Below are 19843 nucleotides of genomic sequence, written 5' to 3' on the forward strand. Positions count from 1 at the left end.
TCGATTTTTAACAAAAAAAATCCACCCAGCCTTTCGCCAAGTGGATAAAGAACTTATTTTATTTAGTTTATGTGGATCTCGTCTGAAATAGATTCAGACCATGGAAATGATATTGCATATCTCTCAATCATTATTGCTGTTTAATAAAAATACTAGGTTTAAATTCCTCTGTCAGTGCTTTTCATCATGACCGCAGACTATCTATAAATTCATTATTTATGGCACTAACTGTTTTATTAAAAATTACCTTGGAAGTAACTTTCCCGATAGTTTCGAGATAATCTGCGCCTGAAAGATACTTTGCACGTTTAAAAATAAGTTCTTTCGCCAGATAAATACACCGTCTCTCTTCATATACCCGCTTTTGCTCATTTTCAATGGAGGTGATATCCTTAACCTTGGCTACACCAACAACTCTGCGTATCAGCTCAAGTCCTGCTGAACCTGCCGTGTTCTCCAGTACTTTCCTTAAATAATAGCTTCTAAAATCCGGGTTCCTTGCCATAACATCCGTTACATATAATTCATACAATTGATTGAATTTATCTTTAAATAGATCAATTATATTTTTTATGGTATTTAGGCACCACCCGCAGAATTCATACCTTTTATTATTATCCTCTATTGTAGCATCACCATGACACCATGCAAAAAAAATATTAGCAATAATATTTCCTATATCAAATCCCATAGGTCCGTAAAATGTAAATTCCGGATCAAAAATATATGTATGGTCTTGATTAACAAAAATGGAGCCTGTATGTAAATCTCCATGAATCAATGCCTGGGCATTATTCATAAACTCATATTTTAACTTAGCCACTTCTGTATGCAGCCTCCTGTCATCATATATCTCCCGCTTAATAAAAGCATCGTTTCTGGGGAATATACTGTTACAGCCGGACAGATTAAGGTATGGCTCTGTAAAGACCAGATTTTCAGAAATCTCGCATAGCTCCGGATTCACATATTCACAAACCAAATTCTTTTTTTCTTTGTGATCCATTACCAAGTCTGAGGTTCTAAGTAAACAATTCGAGAGATAAGTTGTTATATGATCAGCAAAATGAGGATAGGTATTGTGCTCCAGTAATCCTGTCCTCATCATATCATGGTATTTCATATCTTCCATGACAATAATACACATAACCGGATCATATAAATATACTTTTGGAACAAATCCTTCTACTAAGTGGTTTTGCAGGCTTAGTATCCTGGCTTCTATCATTCCGCGTTTTGTTGATATACCCAAATCCGGTTTAATTCTTGTTTCAGGTCCCGCCTGTTTCACTATAAAAGAATGATTTGTTTCTTCGTCAAATACACGAAAAACATAATTTAAATTACCATCACCAATCTCTAAACAACGTAATACAGATGCTGATGGAAAGAAATCCAGTTTTTCTCTAATATATTCCGGTACATCCATCTCCGTCAATAAAAAATATGTATTAAAACGCATTCTCTCACCCTCTTCATTGAATTGTTTATATTTCACAGTCACCATGTATTTCTTTGTTCTCTATTTGAATCATTTCATTTTTTTTATTCACCATGACAATTTTGGGTACATATTTTTTCGCTTCAATATCCTCCATTAAACAGTAGGTCATTATGATGACACGGTCTCCATTTACAGCCAAACGGGCTGCTGCTCCATTGAGCCCAATAATCCCGCTGCCGGTCTTTCCTTCAATTACATAGGTTTCAAACCGGTTTCCGTTATCTATATTTACAACCTGGACCTTTTCATATTCATTGATATCAGCGGCCTGCATCAGAGCCTTATCGATAGTAATACTTCCAACATAGTTAAGTTCCGCTGATGTAACTATTGCACGGTGAATCTTACTTTTTAACATAAATATCTGCATATGCATCCTCCAATTGCTTAATGGTATAGCTGCTGTTCCTTAGAACTACATCTACAATCCAGCAATATTTATCTGCCAACAACTGTATCTTTTTACGCGAATAGAACTCCTCCCTATACAATATTTCAAAATGAATGTTATCCTGCTTTGAAGTTCCTACCATGGAAAACGGTAGAAGTTCAGGGTTCTTACTATAATCATGGAGCAGGATTTCTTGTTTCCCATTATCAAAAACTAATAAATACTCTTGCATATAGTTAAAAGCAATTTCAAAAAAAGAGCCTTTACATAAATCCTCAAAATCCATATACTCCATAATGTTTCCTACATCAATTCCTCCATATCTTAAAACCCAGATAAATTTTTCTTTTTGCTGCAGAAGGTATTCTTCAATGGTTAATGACTCTTGCAGCCGGAACCGAAAAGGTATAGTATCCGTAAAAAGCCCCAAAAGACGCTGCTCTACTGCCTTCTTATCCCGCCCCATTGAATAAGTCCCTATAATAAAATCCTGTTTTTTCTCCTCACAATATACCAACAGAGCCAGAGCAATAAAAAACAGGTGGTATTCTGTAATTCCCATTCGGTTGCATAATACCTTGACTTCATTTTTATTGGCTATTTGAAAAAGGATAGAATCTACTCTTTTCGTCTGCTGGTAATCTTCCCGGTCCGGCTGGAATTTAACTGAACCCGGTCGGTTCCTTAACTGTTTTCTCCAAAAGGAAATGCTCTCGTTTTCCTTTTTTTGATTTTTATTTAAAAAATATTCCTTTTCGCTAAATGGTTTCCCTATACTCTTATCATCATAATAAAGGGAACATAATTCCTTCACCAGAATCCGGATGGATACATAATCCACTATCAGATGATGAATATTCAATAGAATAATCTGACGCCTATTTTCATCCTCAAAAAGTACCATCTGATACAATTCAGGAGACAGGACGTCAAAATCTTTTACATAATCTTCAATGCAAACAGAGTCTATATTATCTACATATTCCTGCTGTACCTTATAAGCCTTGTACTCATCTACAAGGATTATATAAGAATTTTCCTGCTTATTAAAATGTGCTCTTAGCATTTCATGATTCTGCAGCACCTGGTTAAATGCCTTCTGCAATCGTTTATAATCCATCGTACAGCTTAATTCCAATGTATAAACCATGTTGTATAATGGAAGGGGTCCTCTTTCGTTATTTCTTCCTGATCTGCTTTTCAGTTCTTCTTTTATTAAGATTTTTTGAAAAGAATTTGCCACCCATTTATGATTGCTGTCCATCTTCTTAGGAGGCTCCAGCTTATTATTATGTATATGCTGTGTCAGCAGCCCCGCCAAATAACCGAGGTTGTGTTGTCCTACCAGCTCGTGTAATTCCAAAGCTACATTCCATTCCTCTTCTAATAAAATATTCAATTCAAAGGCAGTCAGGGAATCTCCCCCCAGATTTACAAACTGGTCTTCATATGTAACTACTCTTAACCCAAGTACTTTAGCGCAACACTCCAATAATTTAGTTCCAACCTGCCGGTCTATAACCATTTCATTTTCACCTGGCACAATACACTGTACTCCAGTATGGAAATCCGGTAAATTATGCTTGTCCAGCTTACCATTGACATTGTAAGTAAATGAGTCAATCTGAATATAATAAGTTGGAACCATATAATACGGTAGCTGCTTTCTCAGTCTATGATCTATCGCAGCAACAGTAATTGTATCCTGCACGGTATAATAGGCCACCAGGCAGTCTGTTCCATTATCCTGGACCAGTAGAACCTTTGCTTTTAGAACCTTTGAGATTTGCTCCATTGTATACTCTATCTCTGCTAATTCTATACGAAAACCACGTATTTTAATTTGATCATCTATGCGTCCGTGGCATTCAATATTTCCATCCTGTCTTATACAGGCTAAATCACCACTTTTATAAAGACGTTCACCTCGATTTTGTGGATTCCTAAGAAAGCTTTGTTCATTTAGCTGTGGCTGATTAAGATAACCTTCCTGAGAAACCCCGATACCTCCTATATATAACTCACCTGTCTCATAATATTCACATGGAGTCAAATTGTCTTTCAATACATAAAGCTGAAAGTTTTTTAAGGCTCTGCCTATGGGGATATTTTTCCCTTTTGCAATATCCTCCCGGGTTATTTCATGATAAGCACAATAGACACATATTTCTGACGGACCATAGTAGTTAAAGATTCTGGTTTCGCCCCCTTTTGCCTCCATAACGCGTTTTGCCAGAGCGGAGGTAATCGGTTCTCCTACACTTACAATAATATGGGGGTAAGCAGGCATATCCAGGTGTTTTTCGTAATAGGACACCTGTAATTCTAATCTTGTCGGCGTGAAATCACAGCAATAGATATCATTTTGCTGAAAGAAATCCGTTAACAATCTGAGTGAAAATTTAGCTTCATCCGGCACCAGAACCAGCTCATTTCCATATAAAAGTGATGTATACATCTGCCCCACTGATACATCAAATACAAAGGGAGAAATCATTCCAATCCTTTTCTTTCCCTGTTCACACTGCAATTGAATACTCATCTCCGCAGACAGGTTAAGAACAGCCTTGTCCTCAATTCTCATTCCTTTTGGTTTTCCGGTGGAACCCGAAGTATAAATTATATAGGGATACCGTGCCGGGAGAAGTTCTGAAACCATTATGGCAGAATCCAGAGTATTATCCTGGCTGTCATAAATTCTTCTTCCCATCGCTTCCAGCTCAGCAAACTTTAGGATCTGTGCATTCACATCTCCTTCTTTCTCATCTGCTATTACAAAATGGGCATCACTGTCTTCCAGCATTATTTGAATTCTTGAAGCAGGATATATCTTATCCAAAGGTAGATAGGTACAGCCTGCTTTTAAAATGGCAAGAATACTAATGACATATTGGGCAGACTTCTCCAGATAGATTCCAATTACCATCCCAGGTCTGGTATAGGAGCGCAAAGAAGCCGCCACCTGGTCGGTTATTGTATTAAGTTCCTTATAGGTATAAGATTTATCCTTGTACGTCAATGCCTTCTCAGCTGCAAACTGGCCGGCAATGCTGCAAAATCTGTTTATGATATTATTATTCATCCTAATCCTTTACATAACTATATTATGGCCTGTTTTACTGCCATATTGATTCCACAACAAAGTTGCATCCTGAACACATGAGATATCAATACATTTTCCAGCTTCAAAGAAATATGCATTAACATTAAGATTCTCTTCAATGGCCTTTACCATAATATCGTATATTTTTAACTCGTGATTTTTCACGGTATGGCTCTTTCGATAAAGCTCAACCTCCCGCATCAGTAAATCCAGAAATGAGTCTTCCCAGATCAATACATTCCAGGTATTATTTTCCGAGGGGTTATCCGGCTTATCTTCCAGCCGGATAATTTTATGGTTTTTATCTATCATGACTGGCCCAAGATTTTTCGAGTTATCCGTAGGGAACACTCCAAGGGTCAGGTCCGACTTTTTTTCACAGTGAAATTCATATAGTTCTTCAAAGCAATTTAACGGGTAGACAATTGTATCCGGAAACTTCATAAAAATCGTATGCCCTCTTATAAAGGGTTCTGCTGCAGCAATTCCCAGAGGCAAACCATACTCAGTATCCAGATGCTTTTGCATAACAAAGGAAAATTTCATATCAGAAGATGGTCCGCCAATATCCGATAATATTTTCATCAGTATTTCTTTATCAAAATTTATGGTACATACCACATTTTTAATTCCACCGCTATGTAATACGTTCACTGCATTTTCTATTAAAAGATTTACTTCATTCTCCTGCCCTTCATTCTGAATTAAAACAGGGAGTAACTCCTTTATCAGCTTGAATGGCTTCATCCTCATTCCTTTACCGCCAGCCGGAATAAATCCCATAACGTTTTTCATATGCATCTGCCTCTCAAATTTCTTCTAATATACAAAAACCTCAATAATTAATATCTTTTCTTTCCAATGAAAGCGATGATACCGGATAGCCCTAATAACCATATAACCAGCATTATGGATTCTCTCCATAAAATCCCCTGTGAATTACTTAACCCATTCATAATCTCTACAACTTCCACACTGGGCAAAATTACAAATATGGAATAGGTCCATTGAGGTAAGGAGGGATAAACCGAAACAATCAGGAATAATAAAACCATGACAACTGCGCTTACTGCCGAACCCGTTTTAGAGGAACTGATGAGTAATCCAATAATAGCACCAATCTCAATAAATACGATACCTCCCACCAGCATCGGTACAAGTAATTTTAACAATGTCAGCTGGATTCCCTCATTAATTATGTAAACAAGACTCTGAGAAAATAATGAAGCAGCTAAGATTGGAATACACTTAGACATCAATATCTGACGGAAATTTAAAGGGGTACATAACAGTGCATCAAAGGTTTTGGATTCTCTTTCTTCAATCAAATTAGGTCCTGTCAGCATAATACCCACCATAACCTGAGCAAATAAAATCCAAACACATAACAGTAAAAACTCAACTCCAGTTTCCCTCATGGCATAACCAATGATTTTTGACATGAAGATAGGCAGTATTACAACCGCTAAAATTGCTGGATTTAAAACAAGCTCCTTTAATTCATTTCGTGTCTGTTTTAATATAATCGTCAACTTAACTCACCTCCTGTTATCTCACTATATATGTCTGCAAGTGTCACATTCTCATCTGCTTTCAGCGTCCGATATTCCTGAATGATTTCCTCCAGTCCACCATGTTTAGCCAATTTTCCTTTATACATAATACCTATGGAATGGCATAACCGTTCTACTTCATTCATATCATGGGTCGTTATAACAATTGTTGTGCCTTCCCGGTTGAGGTTTTGAACATATTTTCTTATTAATTCCTGCGTATTGGGATCTAATCCGCTGGTTGGTTCATCAAGGAATAATACTTTTGGTCTATGCAATACAGCCCTTGCGATAATTACTCTCTGCTTCCAGCCTTTTGATAAACTTTCTACTTTGATATCCCGTTTATCCGTTAATTGCAAGTCCTCCATTACTTCCTGAATTCGAGCCTCCTTGACACCATAAATATCAGCAAAATTTTTCAGATTGCCTTTTATGGAAGATTTCCGATAAAGATTGGGCAGCTCAAATACAACTCCGATTTGCTGATGCAATTCCTTTTTGTCTTTTATTACATTAAGTCCATTAATTGTAATCTCACCTGAGGTAGGCTGTAATAATGAGATCATCATTCGTAACGTGGTAGTCTTTCCCGCACCATTTGGCCCGATTAAACCAAATATTTCACCCTCTTTAATGGTATAGGAAACATCATCAACCGCGACGGTCTTTTTGAAGCTTTTTGTTACTTGTTTTACTTCTATCATAAGCTAATCCTGCTCCTTTCACAGTAAACGATATCATGGCTCATACCACATAATTCTACAAATCCTTTAAGTCCTTTAAGTCATTCAGCCCTAAATACCCTTTGTTAGCATAATAAAGCATCTCATTCATTACTTTACCTAACAGTAATTTTCTGATTCTCTGTATTCTCTTTTCTGTTTCCTGAAATATAGCGTTACCATCACGCCCACTGATTTCGGAATAGCTGTATACTCTCATGGTATTATTATAATTTCCGGGATTCTCGCCGTGTGCTAACAAGGCTTTGTCTTGTTTTATGATCTCATCAAGGTCTTTTTCTTTTTTTATCGATATATTATACTTTTCAGGATAGCGGTACATAATACTTCCCGGCATGGGTATGTAATGATTGGTTGTAAAAAAACTGATGTTTTTTAAGTTCCTTTTAATATATTGATAACTTTCTTCAAAATATTCCTGGGTTTCACCGGGCATACCAATTATTACTTCCAGCTCTGCCCATATACCAATCTGGCTGCACCACTCAAGCACCTGCTCGGCATATGACAAATCGATTTTTTTATTAATCAATCTGACCATATCAGTGCTTCCGCTTTCCATACCAAAAACTAACTTTCTGCAGCCAGCCCGGTACATAAGCTCCAGCAGCTCTCTGTCCGTATTATCAAAGCGGGCACAATCCGACCAATATATCCCCATATGTTCTTCTAGCAAAGCTTCACAAAAACTCCTGACATACCTTTTAGATAAATTGATTGCATTGTTGATAAAATAAAAATACGGTGACTGATACTTCTCTTTTAATTGTTTTATTTCATCTACCACCTGTGGAATCGTGCCAATCACAGGCCTCGGAGCCTCCGGATCACTTTCTGTACAAAAACTGCAATTATAAGGGCAATTATAGTTAAAAATGTAAGGTATGATAAGATATGGCTCATATCCGTCACCTGATTGATGCTTTGTGAGTTTATTTGTAAAAGCAAAAGGATAGCGATACAGTGCTACCATTGTTTCCTCATATGCCTCTTTTTTTATATAATTGACGTAATCTTTTGTTATCAGCCCATCAAAATCCGGCATAACAATTTTGCGGAGAGAAAATTTATTAAATACCAGGTCCTTATTCTGATTAACGTAACATAAGCCGTCAATTAATCTTATACCATCATCTTTCAGGGTCCTTCCGGCCCGTAACCCCTGAATCAGCTTTGTGAGGGATTCTTCTCCCGGCCCGGCGATAATATACCCAAGATAACTGTAAAGGTACCAGAAAAACTCATTGTAAGTCGGCTGATAGTTAACATAGGTAGTAAGGTTAAATCCTCCAAAAATCAACGTTTTATTAAAATATTTCTTAATATAAGCTCCCAGTATCATGGCAAAAAATATCTGGAGGAAGGAAAGACTCGGACCAATGGATATGCCTATAATGTCATAGTCATCCCAATCCACCCCCTTAAGAATATCTTTTGCAAAGCTTTCATACATATCATTTCTGCCGTTTATTACATAATCATATACCGAATCCTTCTCGTAAAACCGGGCTAATTTATCAATATCACCTTTCCCATAGATTTCACTAATCCGGGGACTGAGGTCAACCATATCCAACGGAATATCATGGCTTCGGAGATATCCTGCAATAATTCCTAATGACAGCGGAAGAAGCTTTGCTCCAACCATCCCTATGACAGGCGCCTCACTTGGTATTTGAATTAAACAAAACTTTTTATTTTCCATCGTACACCTACTAAACATCCTTATATAAATCAACGATGCTTTTTTTATTGTGATACTGTATACAGGGGTTACAGTAAATACCGGATCTGAACTTCTCATAGGAATCCTTGTTCCACATTACCTGAAAGGTTTTCTGATACAGATTCCCAACCAAAGGCCTCTGACAAAAATAATCACAGCAGGGATATACATTCCCATTTTTCGAAACCACCGCAATCGGAGCATTGTCATAGGCACATTTTATTTCAGTCGGTCCCTCATATTCGATACCGTTATATTGCAATGACTTTTTTATTTCTCTTAATACAGCCTTAATTTCTTCGGCATTATCTGCAATCCACTTTCCACTTCCAAAGGGGAAACCTACCTTAAAGCGCTTAACCCGGTATCGGATGGCTAAATTCTTTATTTCTTCAATACCGCTTATATTTTCTTTAACCAAAGTACAATTAATTGCCGTATTAACATTGTATTGCATTGCTTCTTCTAAATTTCTTAGCAGAATATCAAAACGGTAATTATCACTGATTCTTTTCATTCCTTCTTCTGTTGCATCATCAACGGAAAAAGAGATGGCATCAATATTTCTCGTTTCATCGAGCTTATTGTAATCAATAGGTACTGATCCATTGGTGACTAATACAATTTTCTTATTCTTAAAAATTTTTATCACTTCATAAAAATCCGAATGCAATAGAGATTCGCCCAGCCCGCACAAGCAAACATATTCAAAATCCTCAAATTTATCGGCCAGCTGAGCTATGTTGGAAAGAGGTAAATCCTCCGGTTTTTTTACCAGCTTTCTTGCCGAGCAATAAACACAATGGAGATTGCATTTTGTTGTTATTTCAAATAATACCATATTGGGTGCATTACGATAATACATGCTCTTTTGCTCCATCCGGCTTTTCCTCCAGCTCCCTGCAATAAATTCTTCTCTTGATAATTACATTTCTGTCAGACTTGCCCATCTGATTCGCAATATAATTTTCTTCCATTGTTACCTCTACCAAATCTCCATGCTCCCGGTCAAGGTATATCTGCCCATGATAATAGGAAGTACCCTTGCGTCCATTTATACCTTTTTTGTCTTCTACATAAACTTTGGATGCATCACAATAGTAATCGAATAGCAGACAGATTTTATCCTTAAGTTTGGTATATCCCTGGAACCGGACATGAAAGGTGGTATTCTGGAAAATGGATGATTGTGCATATTTTCCCATACCAATCTGGACACCAGTTTCATGTTTAAGCTCCGAAGGTACGATATCAACCCATTGATTCACAGTAAATCCACCGTTGCTGCGAGAATAAATATACAAATATGATATAAAATTTTCGAAGCTGACAATATCAAAGGTCTGCATGATAACCAGGTATATTACTGGCAATGCAGGCAGGTCTGCATAGGATTTCTCAATGGACTGAAAACAGCTTTCATAAGTTGCTGCTACATCATCATCAAATTCTTCATCCATTTCCATATAGTCGGAAAGCAGGATATGAGAATTGAATTCCTTCCCTTGGATAAAGGTCCAGTCCATGCTCTCTGCCTTCTTCTTAGGCAGCCTGTTCTTATATTTCATAGACAGCCATTTATAATTGGTAAAAGCAAGGGTCTCAGGAATTACATCCGTAAAGGTTCTTAAATACTCCGATTTCAGTTCTTGAATTTTATATGTATTTCCTTCCTTATTAAGATAATTGTTTTTCATCGTGATAAGATACTTTTTTCTGCTTCCCTGGCAAAACAATTCATGAATACGACATGGTTGATTCAGTAACCTTTCCAGTGCATGATCAATTGTCAGGGACTTTAGTACTTCGTCTGGTGACGGCAATTTTAATATGGATGAAATATAATTGCTTTGAATCTTCTTTAATTTATTTATCTCTTCTTCCTTGTACAGATATGTTCTTAACATTTTAACGATTTGGTTCTTTTTAAACAGGTTCGCCTGTACAAATGTGCTGCAGAAGGGATTACCCTCAAGCAATGGCTTTAAGAATTCATGCCATCCAAATGGAAACAACCGAAATGGATATGCAACCCTTACATCCTTTGCCATTTGGCGATACCAATCCGGCATTTTCTCAAGGATACCTGCCATCTGTGAAAAATCAATATATTTATTATTCTGAAGAACAATCGCCGGGGTATTGTGATATACTGCCTGAGCTAAGGTAGTGGAAATAATATTCGTTGTTACAAATAAATCTGAATATTTCAGGCATGTATTGTATTCATCCGGATCTAAAAATTTATGATACCGATACTGAATATCCGTATTCTTAAAATCTATATCCAGGGGCTGAGGACCTACATGAATGATCGTAATATTACCGGTTAGTTCTTTCAGACATTCCACAATGATTCTTGGAACCCAGCGAATCAGATTCGTTAAGGCCGGCAGCCTGTTTATGTTTAGGGATTCCCAGTTTGAAGTTGTCATAAATACCACTTTTTCATTATTTCTTGTATGGTATTCTTCCAAAAATGTTATACGTGCTTTCTCCTCCGGTTCTTCCAAATCAAACAAATAGGTGCACTTTACTTTACTGCTCTGCTCAAAGCACTTATTAATAGGAGAATACCGAATAACAAAGTCACAGTCTTCTATTAATTTGGGAAGCTCCGCAACATAACCGCCATAATAGTCCTGTATGTAGGTGGTATCTTTAAATTGATAGCTGTCTATACTCCCCACTAATGCACCGCTGGATTTTAATAAATCAATATCCACTCCTGACCAGGATACGGAATACCACATTGTATATACATCGGATATAATAATATAATCTGGATGAAATTCATCCAGAATTTCCTGTGTCTTCTGTCTGTTTTTCTGCTTTGTGCCTACCACGGATTCTGTTTCTGACGGCTTCAGCAGGATATAATTAAAATGCTCCTGCTTTAGAAAGCTCACTCCTTTTGTTGAAGTCAAAAACAATATACTATATTCTCCCTCCGGTAATTTTTTGCAGAATTCATTTGCTATTGTAAATTCTCCGCTTGATAAACTGCCTAAAGTTATAAAAAGTATCCGTTTCATAATCCACCTTTTGTATGACGTATATTTTCTATTGAAAACTCATTTCACTTGGAAAGAGCACATTACCTATACCCTTTAATTTTTCGGCAAATATAACCTCATTGGAGCGGACCAGCCTCTTAAAGAAATTGCGGATAGGCATACAAAAATATGGCTTAAGGTAACTATCCTCCAAATTCTTCAGACTCACATTTCTCTCGGCCTCCAGAATAAGCTCAAAGGAAAAGTCTCTTCCTTTTGTAACATAGCCCAAATCTGCATAAATAATATATGGTATGATAAAATATGCTTTTTGCTCACAGTTCTTTTGCTGCTGAATCATTTGAATAAGAAGCTGTTCCAGCTCATCATCATTTCTCATAACCTCCGGCAGTTCAAGAAGCAGAACAGCCTTGAACATCTGTACCAGCCAATACTCTGAATTAAGCTCTAATGCAAGGTTATATGCCTTAAAAATGATTTCAATCCTTTCACTTCCAATGGTCGTATTTTTCGTCTTGGTGGCAAGTAAAAAATTTAGAAATCCATAGGTAAAGGCCATCCTATAATCATCCTGATGTTTCAAATATTGCTGTCTTAGGTTTTCACAAAGCTTTTCCTGGTTCACGGGAGTATTGCATATCATATTGACGGTTTTGACAATTTCTATGTCTTCTTCTGAAATGTATCTCATTTATCCTCCCTCTAAGAAATCTTATTCCTTCTCGTCTTCATCCAGCAATTCCGCTTCATCAAAGGTTTCCATCTCATCGATATCGACACCCTCATCCGGAGTATATACTGCTGCATCTGCTGAGAAATATTCATCGATATTGTCCGGGCTCAGGTTATCCAGATCTTCCGGGCTTAAGGATTTAATAAGAATTTTCTGTACTTCGCTCAAATCATAGCCAGACAAGGCTTCATCGGGATTATCGATTAACTCATCCTTAAAATCCTCATCTGAAAGCAAACGTATAATCACCATTTTGATCCCTGAATTTTCTTCATAATTCTCTTCGTTTACCGAAGTTTTTTCCAGTTCCTCGCTCCTCTTGTTCTGTTCATCGTTCATGGTAGAATCCTCCTTAATAAGTTATAATTTATCAATCATACGATAGATACTTTCAACCTCTAAAAACTCCTTATTCTGCAGGCTGTTCATATATCGTATTTTTTCTACGTTATTCTCTAATATTTGCTTGTATTGCCTTCCACCTATTTCATGGAATTTATATATTTTGAAATTTCCCAGTGGTTTTCCCTTGTGATTTACAAAATAAGTCCAGCTTTTTTTAAGAATATCTTCATAGCTGATTACATTTCTAACCAGCTTAATTCCATATTTCTCAGGATTCATGCCGATTTTACTTCTTGGTACCACAAAAAACTCGTTGATCGTCATAAAGTTAATCAAATCTTTATTTTTACGGATATAGGATACCGTTTCATGAAACTCCTCTTCACCTTCCTGGGGTAATCCTATAATAACTTCCAAATCCGTCCAGATTCCCAGCTCCTGACACCACTGTAATACCTGTGTTGCATGCTCCAAATCAATTCGTTTATCAATTAAGTCAATCAGCTTCTTACTGGCAGTTTCAAATCCGAAAACCAGTTTCCGGCAGCCTGCCTGTTTTAAAAGCTTTAACCTTTCATAAGTCATTCCGTTAAATCTGGCACAATCTGACCAGCGCAAATCCAAATTACGTTCGATGAGCCTCTTGCAGAATTTTTCCATAAAGGTAACAGATGCATTGACCGCATTGTTAAAGAAGTAAAAATTCTTTGTATTGTATTTTATACTCAGCTTTTCCAAATCATCGACTGACTGCTCCACATCTCCCAGAATAACTTTCTTCCTTACTGTGTCACTCTCAGAGCAAAAGGCACAAGCAAAAGGGCAATGGAAATTAAATATGAAAGGCAATATCAGCACATCTTTATAGGTATTTTTTCTCTGTCGTTTGTGTACATTACTTACATAATGTGTCAGGTAAAAAGGCCATTTAAACAAGTGCATCTCATTTTCATTCTCAATCCTTTTATTATCTCCATTTATGTCAGCCTTCACCTTAAGATAGTAATATGACATATCAAGATTACACCAATCCGGGCAGACAACCCTCGGTTCTTCTTCCTGATTGGATATCACCAGGCCATCCTTTTTATATACCATCCCGTTCATGTCATAAATGTTTTGCTCCAATTCTCCGTTGAGAGTACGTATAAGCTGTAAAGTAATATGCTCCCCAGGGCCTTTCATAACATAAGGGAATTTATTAAGCACCAGTTGTAATAATTCAGAAAATGTATCTTGAAACATCAGCAGATATGTAATATTATTTCCCCCAAGAGTAATCATCTTATTGTATTTTTTCCATATATAGTATCCAATCAGTAAAGCACTGTGAACCTGAAAAAAAGAGAAATCCGCACCGCAGGAAATACCCACCAGATCATAGCTTTCCACAGAAATATTTCCGATTAACTGCTCAATATAAGCGTTAATCTTCTCTTCCAGCTCCGAATCAGCTGTATCCGTTAAATATTCATAAATATTTTGATATTGATATAGAAATGTGAACTGCTCTTCATTGCCTGAATATATATCCGGTAATGACTGTCCCAAATCGGCCAGCTCCACCGCAATCCCGGCATCCTTTAAATATCCTGCCAATATTCCTAAACATAAGGGCGGTAAAAAGGTATATCCATATCTTGTTATCGCTTTTTCTGTTGGTGCTAAAAGAAACAACACATTATCTATCATAGTTACCTTCTTTCCAGGATTTGTCCCACAATTTCATGTATATCAGGCAGCCCGGCAAGAATATGTTCATATTCTGCCAGCCTGTCAAGCAAGTTCCTATATACCTCTTCTCCCTCCAAAAGTGAGTAAATAATATCCTCTGTCTGCCCTATATCATATTGCTCTACCTGATAAAAGGTCTTGAGATATGGGTTATTTAAACAAACACTATGCAGGAAATAAAACCAGCCAACCGGAAACATACGGTATTTGTAACTTCTTTGCAGCTTGCCCAACTGATCGTTGACGAAATCATCTTCGTATAACGGCACTTTGGCATTACCAGCTTCCCTGGTCCTGTTGAACTGGACAGAATTCTGAATGCACACAGAAGGAATCCCTGACAAAACTGCTCTTGCCAATGAAGTTGAGGCAATATTCCTTGAAAGATATAAATCTGTTGCTAAAAGATATTGATCAAAAAGGTCTGGTTGTACGCTATCCATAAAAATAATATGGTCTGATTGGCTTTTATAATAGCTTTCCTTTCCGATGCATAGGATTGTATTATTTTTGGCAAGCTTCTCCACCATATGCCAGAAAATAGTCTGATTTCCATGGACAAACTGTTCTACATCCTTATATTTTCGATAATTGTCCTGCCAGGAAGCATTGGTTAAGAGTATCATTTTCCTGTTTGCCGGAAGCTTTAACTCCCTTTTATACTGCATATTTTTCTTAATATCATATGGCAGTTTACGGTCAATGAGCCGGTAGTGGAACGTATTATCCCTTTTACCATCTAATGGATTCACTATGGGGCAGGGGCACAGGCCGAATCCATACTTCCGGATATCAATCTCTCCAAATTTCCGTGCTTTAAAACCATAGGTATCCATTTGATTTTTTGTTATTGACCAGTCGAAATCGTCAAAGGTACCAATTCTGCCCGAGAAAATCCCCAAATCTTCATAAGTTAATCCATAATGGGTTTCACAGAAATTGTAATTCAAAAAATCAGCTAATATAACAGCTGCCGGCTTCAGCCTTGCTTCAATGTCTTTAAACAGGATTACATTTAGCACTCTGCTTTTAGGAAAGAGTGTTGTGAAACGAAATTTCCATGACTGCATTGTTTTCTGATGAGAAGGAGGAGTTATAAAGTGCGGGTTTATTCCAATTCGCTCCAATCTCTTTGCAAATTCACAGGCAATTGCCAGTTCTCCATATGCCCAATAACTTGTGACAATAAATACAATATTCATCCTTATCCCCATACATATCCCAAGCTTGTTTGCAGACTGTTGCCTTCTGCAATACTGCCCAAATAGAAACTTTTAAAAATTCAATTTCTTCTGTTCTTCTTTCAATTCTCAACTGCTATGAATTCATTCTCACCAAAGAACTCCAGATATTCCTTATATACACCGCCACAATTCTTTGTCCTGGAACACTGGCTGCAGGAAAGTACTCTTTTCTTTGTTTGTTTTTCCATGAAAGTAGCATAATTATCCAGAACAAAATTATGGAATAATAATTTGAATTCATTTTCTTCCCAGTCAATCTGATATTTCTCATAACCCTGAATCATGCAGTCTGGAAACCCTTCCAGGGTAACTGTACAATTTCGGCTTACACAAGCTTCTACCATATCAAAAATTTTCTTTTGAATTTGCGTGTAGGTTGGTACTACACGATTAAAATTCTGATAAGCTTTTCCCACCGGATGCATCGCTGAAATATTTACATGATCGACGCCTAAATCCATTGCATAATTTGCGATTTCAGGCAAACTCTCTATATTTCCTTTATAGGCAACTGTATTCGTTCTTACCTTTGCTCCTAACCTCTTCACGTTCTTAATTCCATCTACCGCCTCTTGAAAGCTTCCGTCCACCTGAGTGATAAGATCATGCTCCTCGGCATTTTTTCCATGCAAAGATATTACAAACAACTTAACCCCATTTTCATAAACCTCTTTCGCATAGGTTTCATCCGATAGTTTACGGGCATTGGTCTGCAGGCTGACCCTGGGATACTCATACTTATTAATTAGCTTTAAGATATCTATAAATTCATCCAATACGGTGGCCTCGCCGCCGTGGATATTTACTGACTCATATCCTTTTCCTGCGTTTTCTTTTAGAAAATTTTCTATCATTTTGTTATTCACACCCTCCTTTTTACCCTGGTGTGAATTCACTACACAGAAAATACAGGAATTATTACATTGATCCGTTAAATGTATACTAATTGATTTCATAACTATTCCATCACCCTCCATAAGTTTTTTACAAGCTCACAATCATAACAGGAGCTCTCCTTATTTATTTTTACAGTTGCTTCCTCCTTCCAAATTGTCTGGATATCCTCTTCATAAATATTGCCTGTCCAATCATTATGGTTAATAAGGTTACAGCAGGCAAAGAGTTTTCCGTCTAATGTAATGGCCGGCTGTACCCTATTCCTGGAGTGACAGCTGATCCGGTGAAAGGGATTGAAAATCACGCCAAGCCTGTTCGCTTCTTTCATTCCTCTTCGTATTTCTTTATTGATTAACTCTTTGTTCAATTCAATGAACCCTGAATCACCAATAGCCAATCCAAAATTCACCGCCTGCAGTCTATATGTTTTAGCAAAAAGCACAATATTGGTAATTTCACTTATATTTTCCTGGACTAAAGTAGTATTGATAATTCCAATAACCGCCGGATATTTTCTTAGATTTTCAAGATTATGTATTAAGTTTTCATAATGATACCCTTTGCAAATACGCTCTAACTGCTCTTTTGTTGTAGCATCAATGGAAAATACAAGCAATTTTACGTTCCCATACCTTGTTAATTCAGTAAAATCTATTTTAACGGCTCCATTGGTAATTATTGTAACCTTGTAATCCTTAATCAGTTCTAAGAGCTGATATAAATACGGATAGCAGAAGGATTCACCCATTCCGCAGATCACAATATTTTCAACCTCTGACAAGTGTTGCAAAATATATGGTACTTTCTCTAAATTCAGGTCTTCAATCTTATCCTTATTACGATTACAATAAATACAATCCAGCTGGCACCTGGTTGTGACCTCAAGGCTGACAGAATTTGGTCCGTTTCTTAGATTATCCGTTACTGGATCTATAAATTTTCTAATAAACTCTATGCTGTACTTATTCATTTACAAACTCCATTCTTCCTCAAATGTGCTTCACAAAGTAATCGTATTTTTCAGGGTTATTCAGTAACTGCTGGCATATTTCACAGCCGGATGCAAACTCCAAACCCATTAATTCGTCCCGGTACGGGCTTTCATTAAAGACTTCGACAATTCCTCTTGGCCCATTATTACCTATAAATTGAAATACATCTTCTTTATGTATCTTATTAACCAGATTTTTGAGTCTTCCTTTGTTTACATTACCTAATGTCAGATAGTTGGTTTCCAATCCCTGACTGGCCTGGCAGCAAGCATAAACATCTCCATTCGTATTAATAAAATAGTTGCCAATCCAACAGAATTTAGGGGTTCTTGTAGGCTTTTGAAAATAGCAGTGCTTGACAATTTTCTCAGCCTCTGGGCCATCAAAGGGCATCGTTTTTACTACTTGAATAAAAATTCGATCGGTATAAGCGCTAAAAAGACTGTTCATATACTCGATATCCGATTTTTCTATGTAAGTAACATTCATAATTACATTCTTTTTATGCTCTAAGCCAGCTTCTATTGCATTCTTTACCGTATCCGCATCAATATATTCAAGATGGAATCGGTCGGAACTTATGATTAAATTATTTAAATCCGGAAGTGTTTCCAGCACCTTATGGGCATTTACTTTGGTCCTTGCCCATGAAGCATTGGTTACTACCGTACTTTCCATACCTAATTCTTTGATACGTCTTACATAAACTTGTAAGTCAGGAAGTACAAGGAAGGGTTCCCCTCCGACAAAGCGAATTGATTTTATTCCGATTTCTGCTATTTGATCAATCCAATCCATTATTTCCGACCGCTCTACATCAGAAAGCTCCGGCTGGTCATCCTGTGCGACACAATGCCTGCACCCTGCATTGCATCTTGAGGTAGGACTGATGTATATCCCTTCTTCAAAAAATTTCATACTTCACGCTCCCCCTGGCTTGATTTATTGAAAAGCTGATCATCAAATTTGATATTCCTTAATATATCAATACAGGCATCACACTCACAGGTATAATATTTATGCATAAAATCATCGCTTTTGCCGCTGAACTCCAGAAGCTTTTTAAGACCTCTCGGGCCGGCTTTAACCATGTACTGATATAAACCGTCTTTTTCCATAAGCTCTGCTGCTTCTGATAAAGAAGTTTTATAGAGGTTTCCGTAATATAAGAAGGTTTCGTCACCCAGGCAGGCGTTACAGCATCCATATACATCACCGCCGGTATCCACATATAACTTTCCAGCTCCACAAAACCTCATTAACGAATCTATCTTCTCTCCCAGCATAAACCGTTCAATATTCAGTGTTTTTGCTGCTCCTATGGGCATTAATTGATTGGTATTAATAAAAATACAGTTCATCAGATCTTTGTAGATATTCCTTACTTTTTTTGCATCGGCTCTGCTGGCACAGGACGCATGAATGGATATGTCAATATGGAGCAACCGGCAAAGCTCAACAACATTACGCACCGCTTCTTCTGACACGTATTCAAGATGATATAGATCACTGCTCACAATTATACTTGTAATTCCAGGCAGCTTTGAGAGAAGTTCGGCTCCGCGTTCCCTGTCCCTGGCCCAGGAACCATTGGTGATGATACATAGCTTTCTTCCATGAATCCGGGCAATGTTACAGGCTTCTGATAAAACCTCTAATTCGTCAAAAGGTTCACCACCTACAATGGTTATTTCCTCAATTCCCATCGCCGCAGCCTCAGAAATACATTTATGAACCAACTCGGCGTCTATTTTCCGTGAATCCCTTAAGGTATCTGTATTACTGCAGTGCCTGCAACGCATATGACAGGTTGTACAAATATTAATAACAATCCCTTTCAGCTGTTTCATTAATTTAT

At 37.2% G+C, this 19843-nt stretch carries 17 protein-coding genes; all 17 read right to left on the bottom strand.

The genetic code is table 11. The features are described 5' to 3' along the window. Nucleotides 1–184: 184 nt before the first annotated feature. Nucleotides 185–1462, bottom strand: coding sequence for an S-methyl-5-thioribose kinase (gene mtnK / locus BR73_RS0123525; protein ID WP_081848855.1), 1278 nt, complete (start codon nt 1460–1462; stop codon nt 185–187). Nucleotides 1463–1487: 25 nt separating this feature from the next. Beyond that, complete coding sequence (panD, locus tag BR73_RS0123530; protein WP_033168261.1) at nt 1488–1874, bottom strand: aspartate 1-decarboxylase; 387 nt, start codon at nt 1872–1874, stop codon at nt 1488–1490. Further along, the gene (locus BR73_RS0123535) at nt 1849–4977 is read right to left on the bottom strand and encodes a non-ribosomal peptide synthetase (RefSeq protein WP_033168262.1); all 3129 of its coding nucleotides are present in this window, start codon (nt 4975–4977) and stop codon (nt 1849–1851) included. The genes panD and BR73_RS0123535 overlap by 26 nt, the downstream gene beginning before the upstream one ends. 9 nt (nt 4978–4986) lie before the next feature. Beyond that, the gene (locus tag BR73_RS0123540) at nt 4987–5793 is read right to left on the bottom strand and encodes a sugar phosphate nucleotidyltransferase (protein ID WP_033168263.1); all 807 of its coding nucleotides are present in this window, start codon (nt 5791–5793) and stop codon (nt 4987–4989) included. 47 nt (nt 5794–5840) lie between these two features. Then, nucleotides 5841–6530: an ABC transporter permease gene (locus tag BR73_RS0123545; RefSeq protein WP_033168264.1), complete on the bottom strand. Its 690-nt coding sequence runs from the start codon at nt 6528–6530 to the stop codon at nt 5841–5843. Beyond that, nucleotides 6527–7258 (bottom strand): ABC transporter ATP-binding protein, encoded by a 732-nt coding sequence (locus BR73_RS0123550; protein ID WP_033168265.1) that lies wholly within the window; start codon nt 7256–7258, stop codon nt 6527–6529. Before BR73_RS0123550 ends, BR73_RS0123545 begins: the two co-directional genes overlap by 4 nt. 55 nt (nt 7259–7313) lie before the next feature. Continuing rightward, nucleotides 7314–9002 (bottom strand): radical SAM protein, encoded by a 1689-nt coding sequence (locus BR73_RS0123555; RefSeq protein ID WP_033168266.1) that lies wholly within the window; start codon nt 9000–9002, stop codon nt 7314–7316. A 10-nt stretch (nt 9003–9012) separates the two neighbouring features. After that, complete coding sequence (locus BR73_RS0123560; RefSeq protein ID WP_033168267.1) at nt 9013–9903, bottom strand: radical SAM protein; 891 nt, start codon at nt 9901–9903, stop codon at nt 9013–9015. Continuing rightward, nucleotides 9875–12058 (bottom strand): DUF6365 family protein, encoded by a 2184-nt coding sequence (locus BR73_RS27885; protein ID WP_051685527.1) that lies wholly within the window; start codon nt 12056–12058, stop codon nt 9875–9877. The genes BR73_RS0123560 and BR73_RS27885 overlap by 29 nt, the downstream gene beginning before the upstream one ends. 28 nt (nt 12059–12086) lie before the next feature. Then, on the bottom strand, nt 12087–12731 hold the full coding sequence (locus tag BR73_RS0123575) for a hypothetical protein (RefSeq protein WP_033168268.1): 645 nt from the start codon (nt 12729–12731) through the stop codon (nt 12087–12089). 21 nt (nt 12732–12752) lie between these two features. Continuing rightward, entirely contained in the window at nt 12753–13112 is a 360-nt protein-coding gene (locus tag BR73_RS0123580) for an Os1348 family NHLP clan protein (RefSeq protein WP_242860750.1), read from the bottom strand. Nucleotides 13113–13133: 21 nt separating this feature from the next. Next, nucleotides 13134–14810 (bottom strand): radical SAM protein, encoded by a 1677-nt coding sequence (locus BR73_RS0123585; RefSeq protein WP_033168269.1) that lies wholly within the window; start codon nt 14808–14810, stop codon nt 13134–13136. 2 nt (nt 14811–14812) lie between these two features. Beyond that, entirely contained in the window at nt 14813–16054 is a 1242-nt protein-coding gene (locus BR73_RS0123590; protein WP_033168902.1) for a DUF6365 family protein, read from the bottom strand. Between the two features lie 101 nt (nt 16055–16155). Beyond that, nucleotides 16156–17073 carry a radical SAM protein gene (locus BR73_RS0123595; RefSeq protein WP_347463530.1) on the bottom strand — a complete coding sequence of 306 codons (918 nt, stop codon included), beginning with the start codon at nt 17071–17073 and terminating at the stop codon, nt 16156–16158. Further along, a complete protein-coding gene (locus BR73_RS0123600; RefSeq protein WP_033168271.1) occupies nt 17055–17963 on the bottom strand; it encodes a radical SAM protein in 909 nt (302 codons plus the stop codon). Before BR73_RS0123600 ends, BR73_RS0123595 begins: the two co-directional genes overlap by 19 nt. Before the next feature lie 19 nt (nt 17964–17982). Continuing rightward, entirely contained in the window at nt 17983–18903 is a 921-nt protein-coding gene (locus tag BR73_RS0123605; RefSeq protein ID WP_051685528.1) for a radical SAM/SPASM domain-containing protein, read from the bottom strand. Next, the gene (locus tag BR73_RS0123610; RefSeq protein WP_051685529.1) at nt 18900–19835 is read right to left on the bottom strand and encodes a radical SAM protein; all 936 of its coding nucleotides are present in this window, start codon (nt 19833–19835) and stop codon (nt 18900–18902) included. The genes BR73_RS0123605 and BR73_RS0123610 overlap by 4 nt, the downstream gene beginning before the upstream one ends. Nucleotides 19836–19843: the final 8 nt, after the last annotated feature.

Origin of the sequence: Clostridium sp. KNHs205, assembly GCF_000702945.1 — a bacterium.
In the GTDB taxonomy this organism is placed as follows: Bacteria; Bacillota; Clostridia; order Lachnospirales; family Lachnospiraceae; genus Anaerocolumna.

What these genes read in the sequence shown, in the direction of transcription:
- BR73_RS0123595 (WP_347463530.1), bottom strand. Translation starts at nt 17,073, where the DNA reads ATGGAGGGTGATGGAATAGTTATGAAATCAATTAGTATACATTTAACG.
- BR73_RS0123560 (WP_033168267.1), bottom strand. Translation starts at nt 9,903, where the DNA reads ATGGAGCAAAAGAGCATGTATTATCGTAATGCACCCAATATGGTATTA.
- BR73_RS0123585 (WP_033168269.1), bottom strand. Translation starts at nt 14,810, where the DNA reads ATGATAGATAATGTGTTGTTTCTTTTAGCACCAACAGAAAAAGCGATA.
- BR73_RS27885 (WP_051685527.1), bottom strand. Translation starts at nt 12,058, where the DNA reads ATGAAACGGATACTTTTTATAACTTTAGGCAGTTTATCAAGCGGAGAA.
- BR73_RS0123580 (WP_242860750.1), bottom strand. Translation starts at nt 13,112, where the DNA reads ATGAACGATGAACAGAACAAGAGGAGCGAGGAACTGGAAAAAACTTCG.
- mtnK (WP_081848855.1), bottom strand. Translation starts at nt 1,462, where the DNA reads ATGCGTTTTAATACATATTTTTTATTGACGGAGATGGATGTACCGGAA.
- BR73_RS0123575 (WP_033168268.1), bottom strand. Translation starts at nt 12,731, where the DNA reads ATGAGATACATTTCAGAAGAAGACATAGAAATTGTCAAAACCGTCAAT.
- panD (WP_033168261.1), bottom strand. Translation starts at nt 1,874, where the DNA reads ATGCAGATATTTATGTTAAAAAGTAAGATTCACCGTGCAATAGTTACA.
- BR73_RS0123540 (WP_033168263.1), bottom strand. Translation starts at nt 5,793, where the DNA reads ATGAAAAACGTTATGGGATTTATTCCGGCTGGCGGTAAAGGAATGAGG.
- BR73_RS0123605 (WP_051685528.1), bottom strand. Translation starts at nt 18,903, where the DNA reads ATGAAATTTTTTGAAGAAGGGATATACATCAGTCCTACCTCAAGATGC.
- BR73_RS0123590 (WP_033168902.1), bottom strand. Translation starts at nt 16,054, where the DNA reads ATGAATATTGTATTTATTGTCACAAGTTATTGGGCATATGGAGAACTG.
- BR73_RS0123535 (WP_033168262.1), bottom strand. Translation starts at nt 4,977, where the DNA reads ATGAATAATAATATCATAAACAGATTTTGCAGCATTGCCGGCCAGTTT.
- BR73_RS0123610 (WP_051685529.1), bottom strand. Translation starts at nt 19,835, where the DNA reads ATGAAACAGCTGAAAGGGATTGTTATTAATATTTGTACAACCTGTCAT.
- BR73_RS0123600 (WP_033168271.1), bottom strand. Translation starts at nt 17,963, where the DNA reads ATGAATAAGTACAGCATAGAGTTTATTAGAAAATTTATAGATCCAGTA.
- BR73_RS0123555 (WP_033168266.1), bottom strand. Translation starts at nt 9,002, where the DNA reads ATGGAAAATAAAAAGTTTTGTTTAATTCAAATACCAAGTGAGGCGCCT.
- BR73_RS0123550 (WP_033168265.1), bottom strand. Translation starts at nt 7,258, where the DNA reads ATGATAGAAGTAAAACAAGTAACAAAAAGCTTCAAAAAGACCGTCGCG.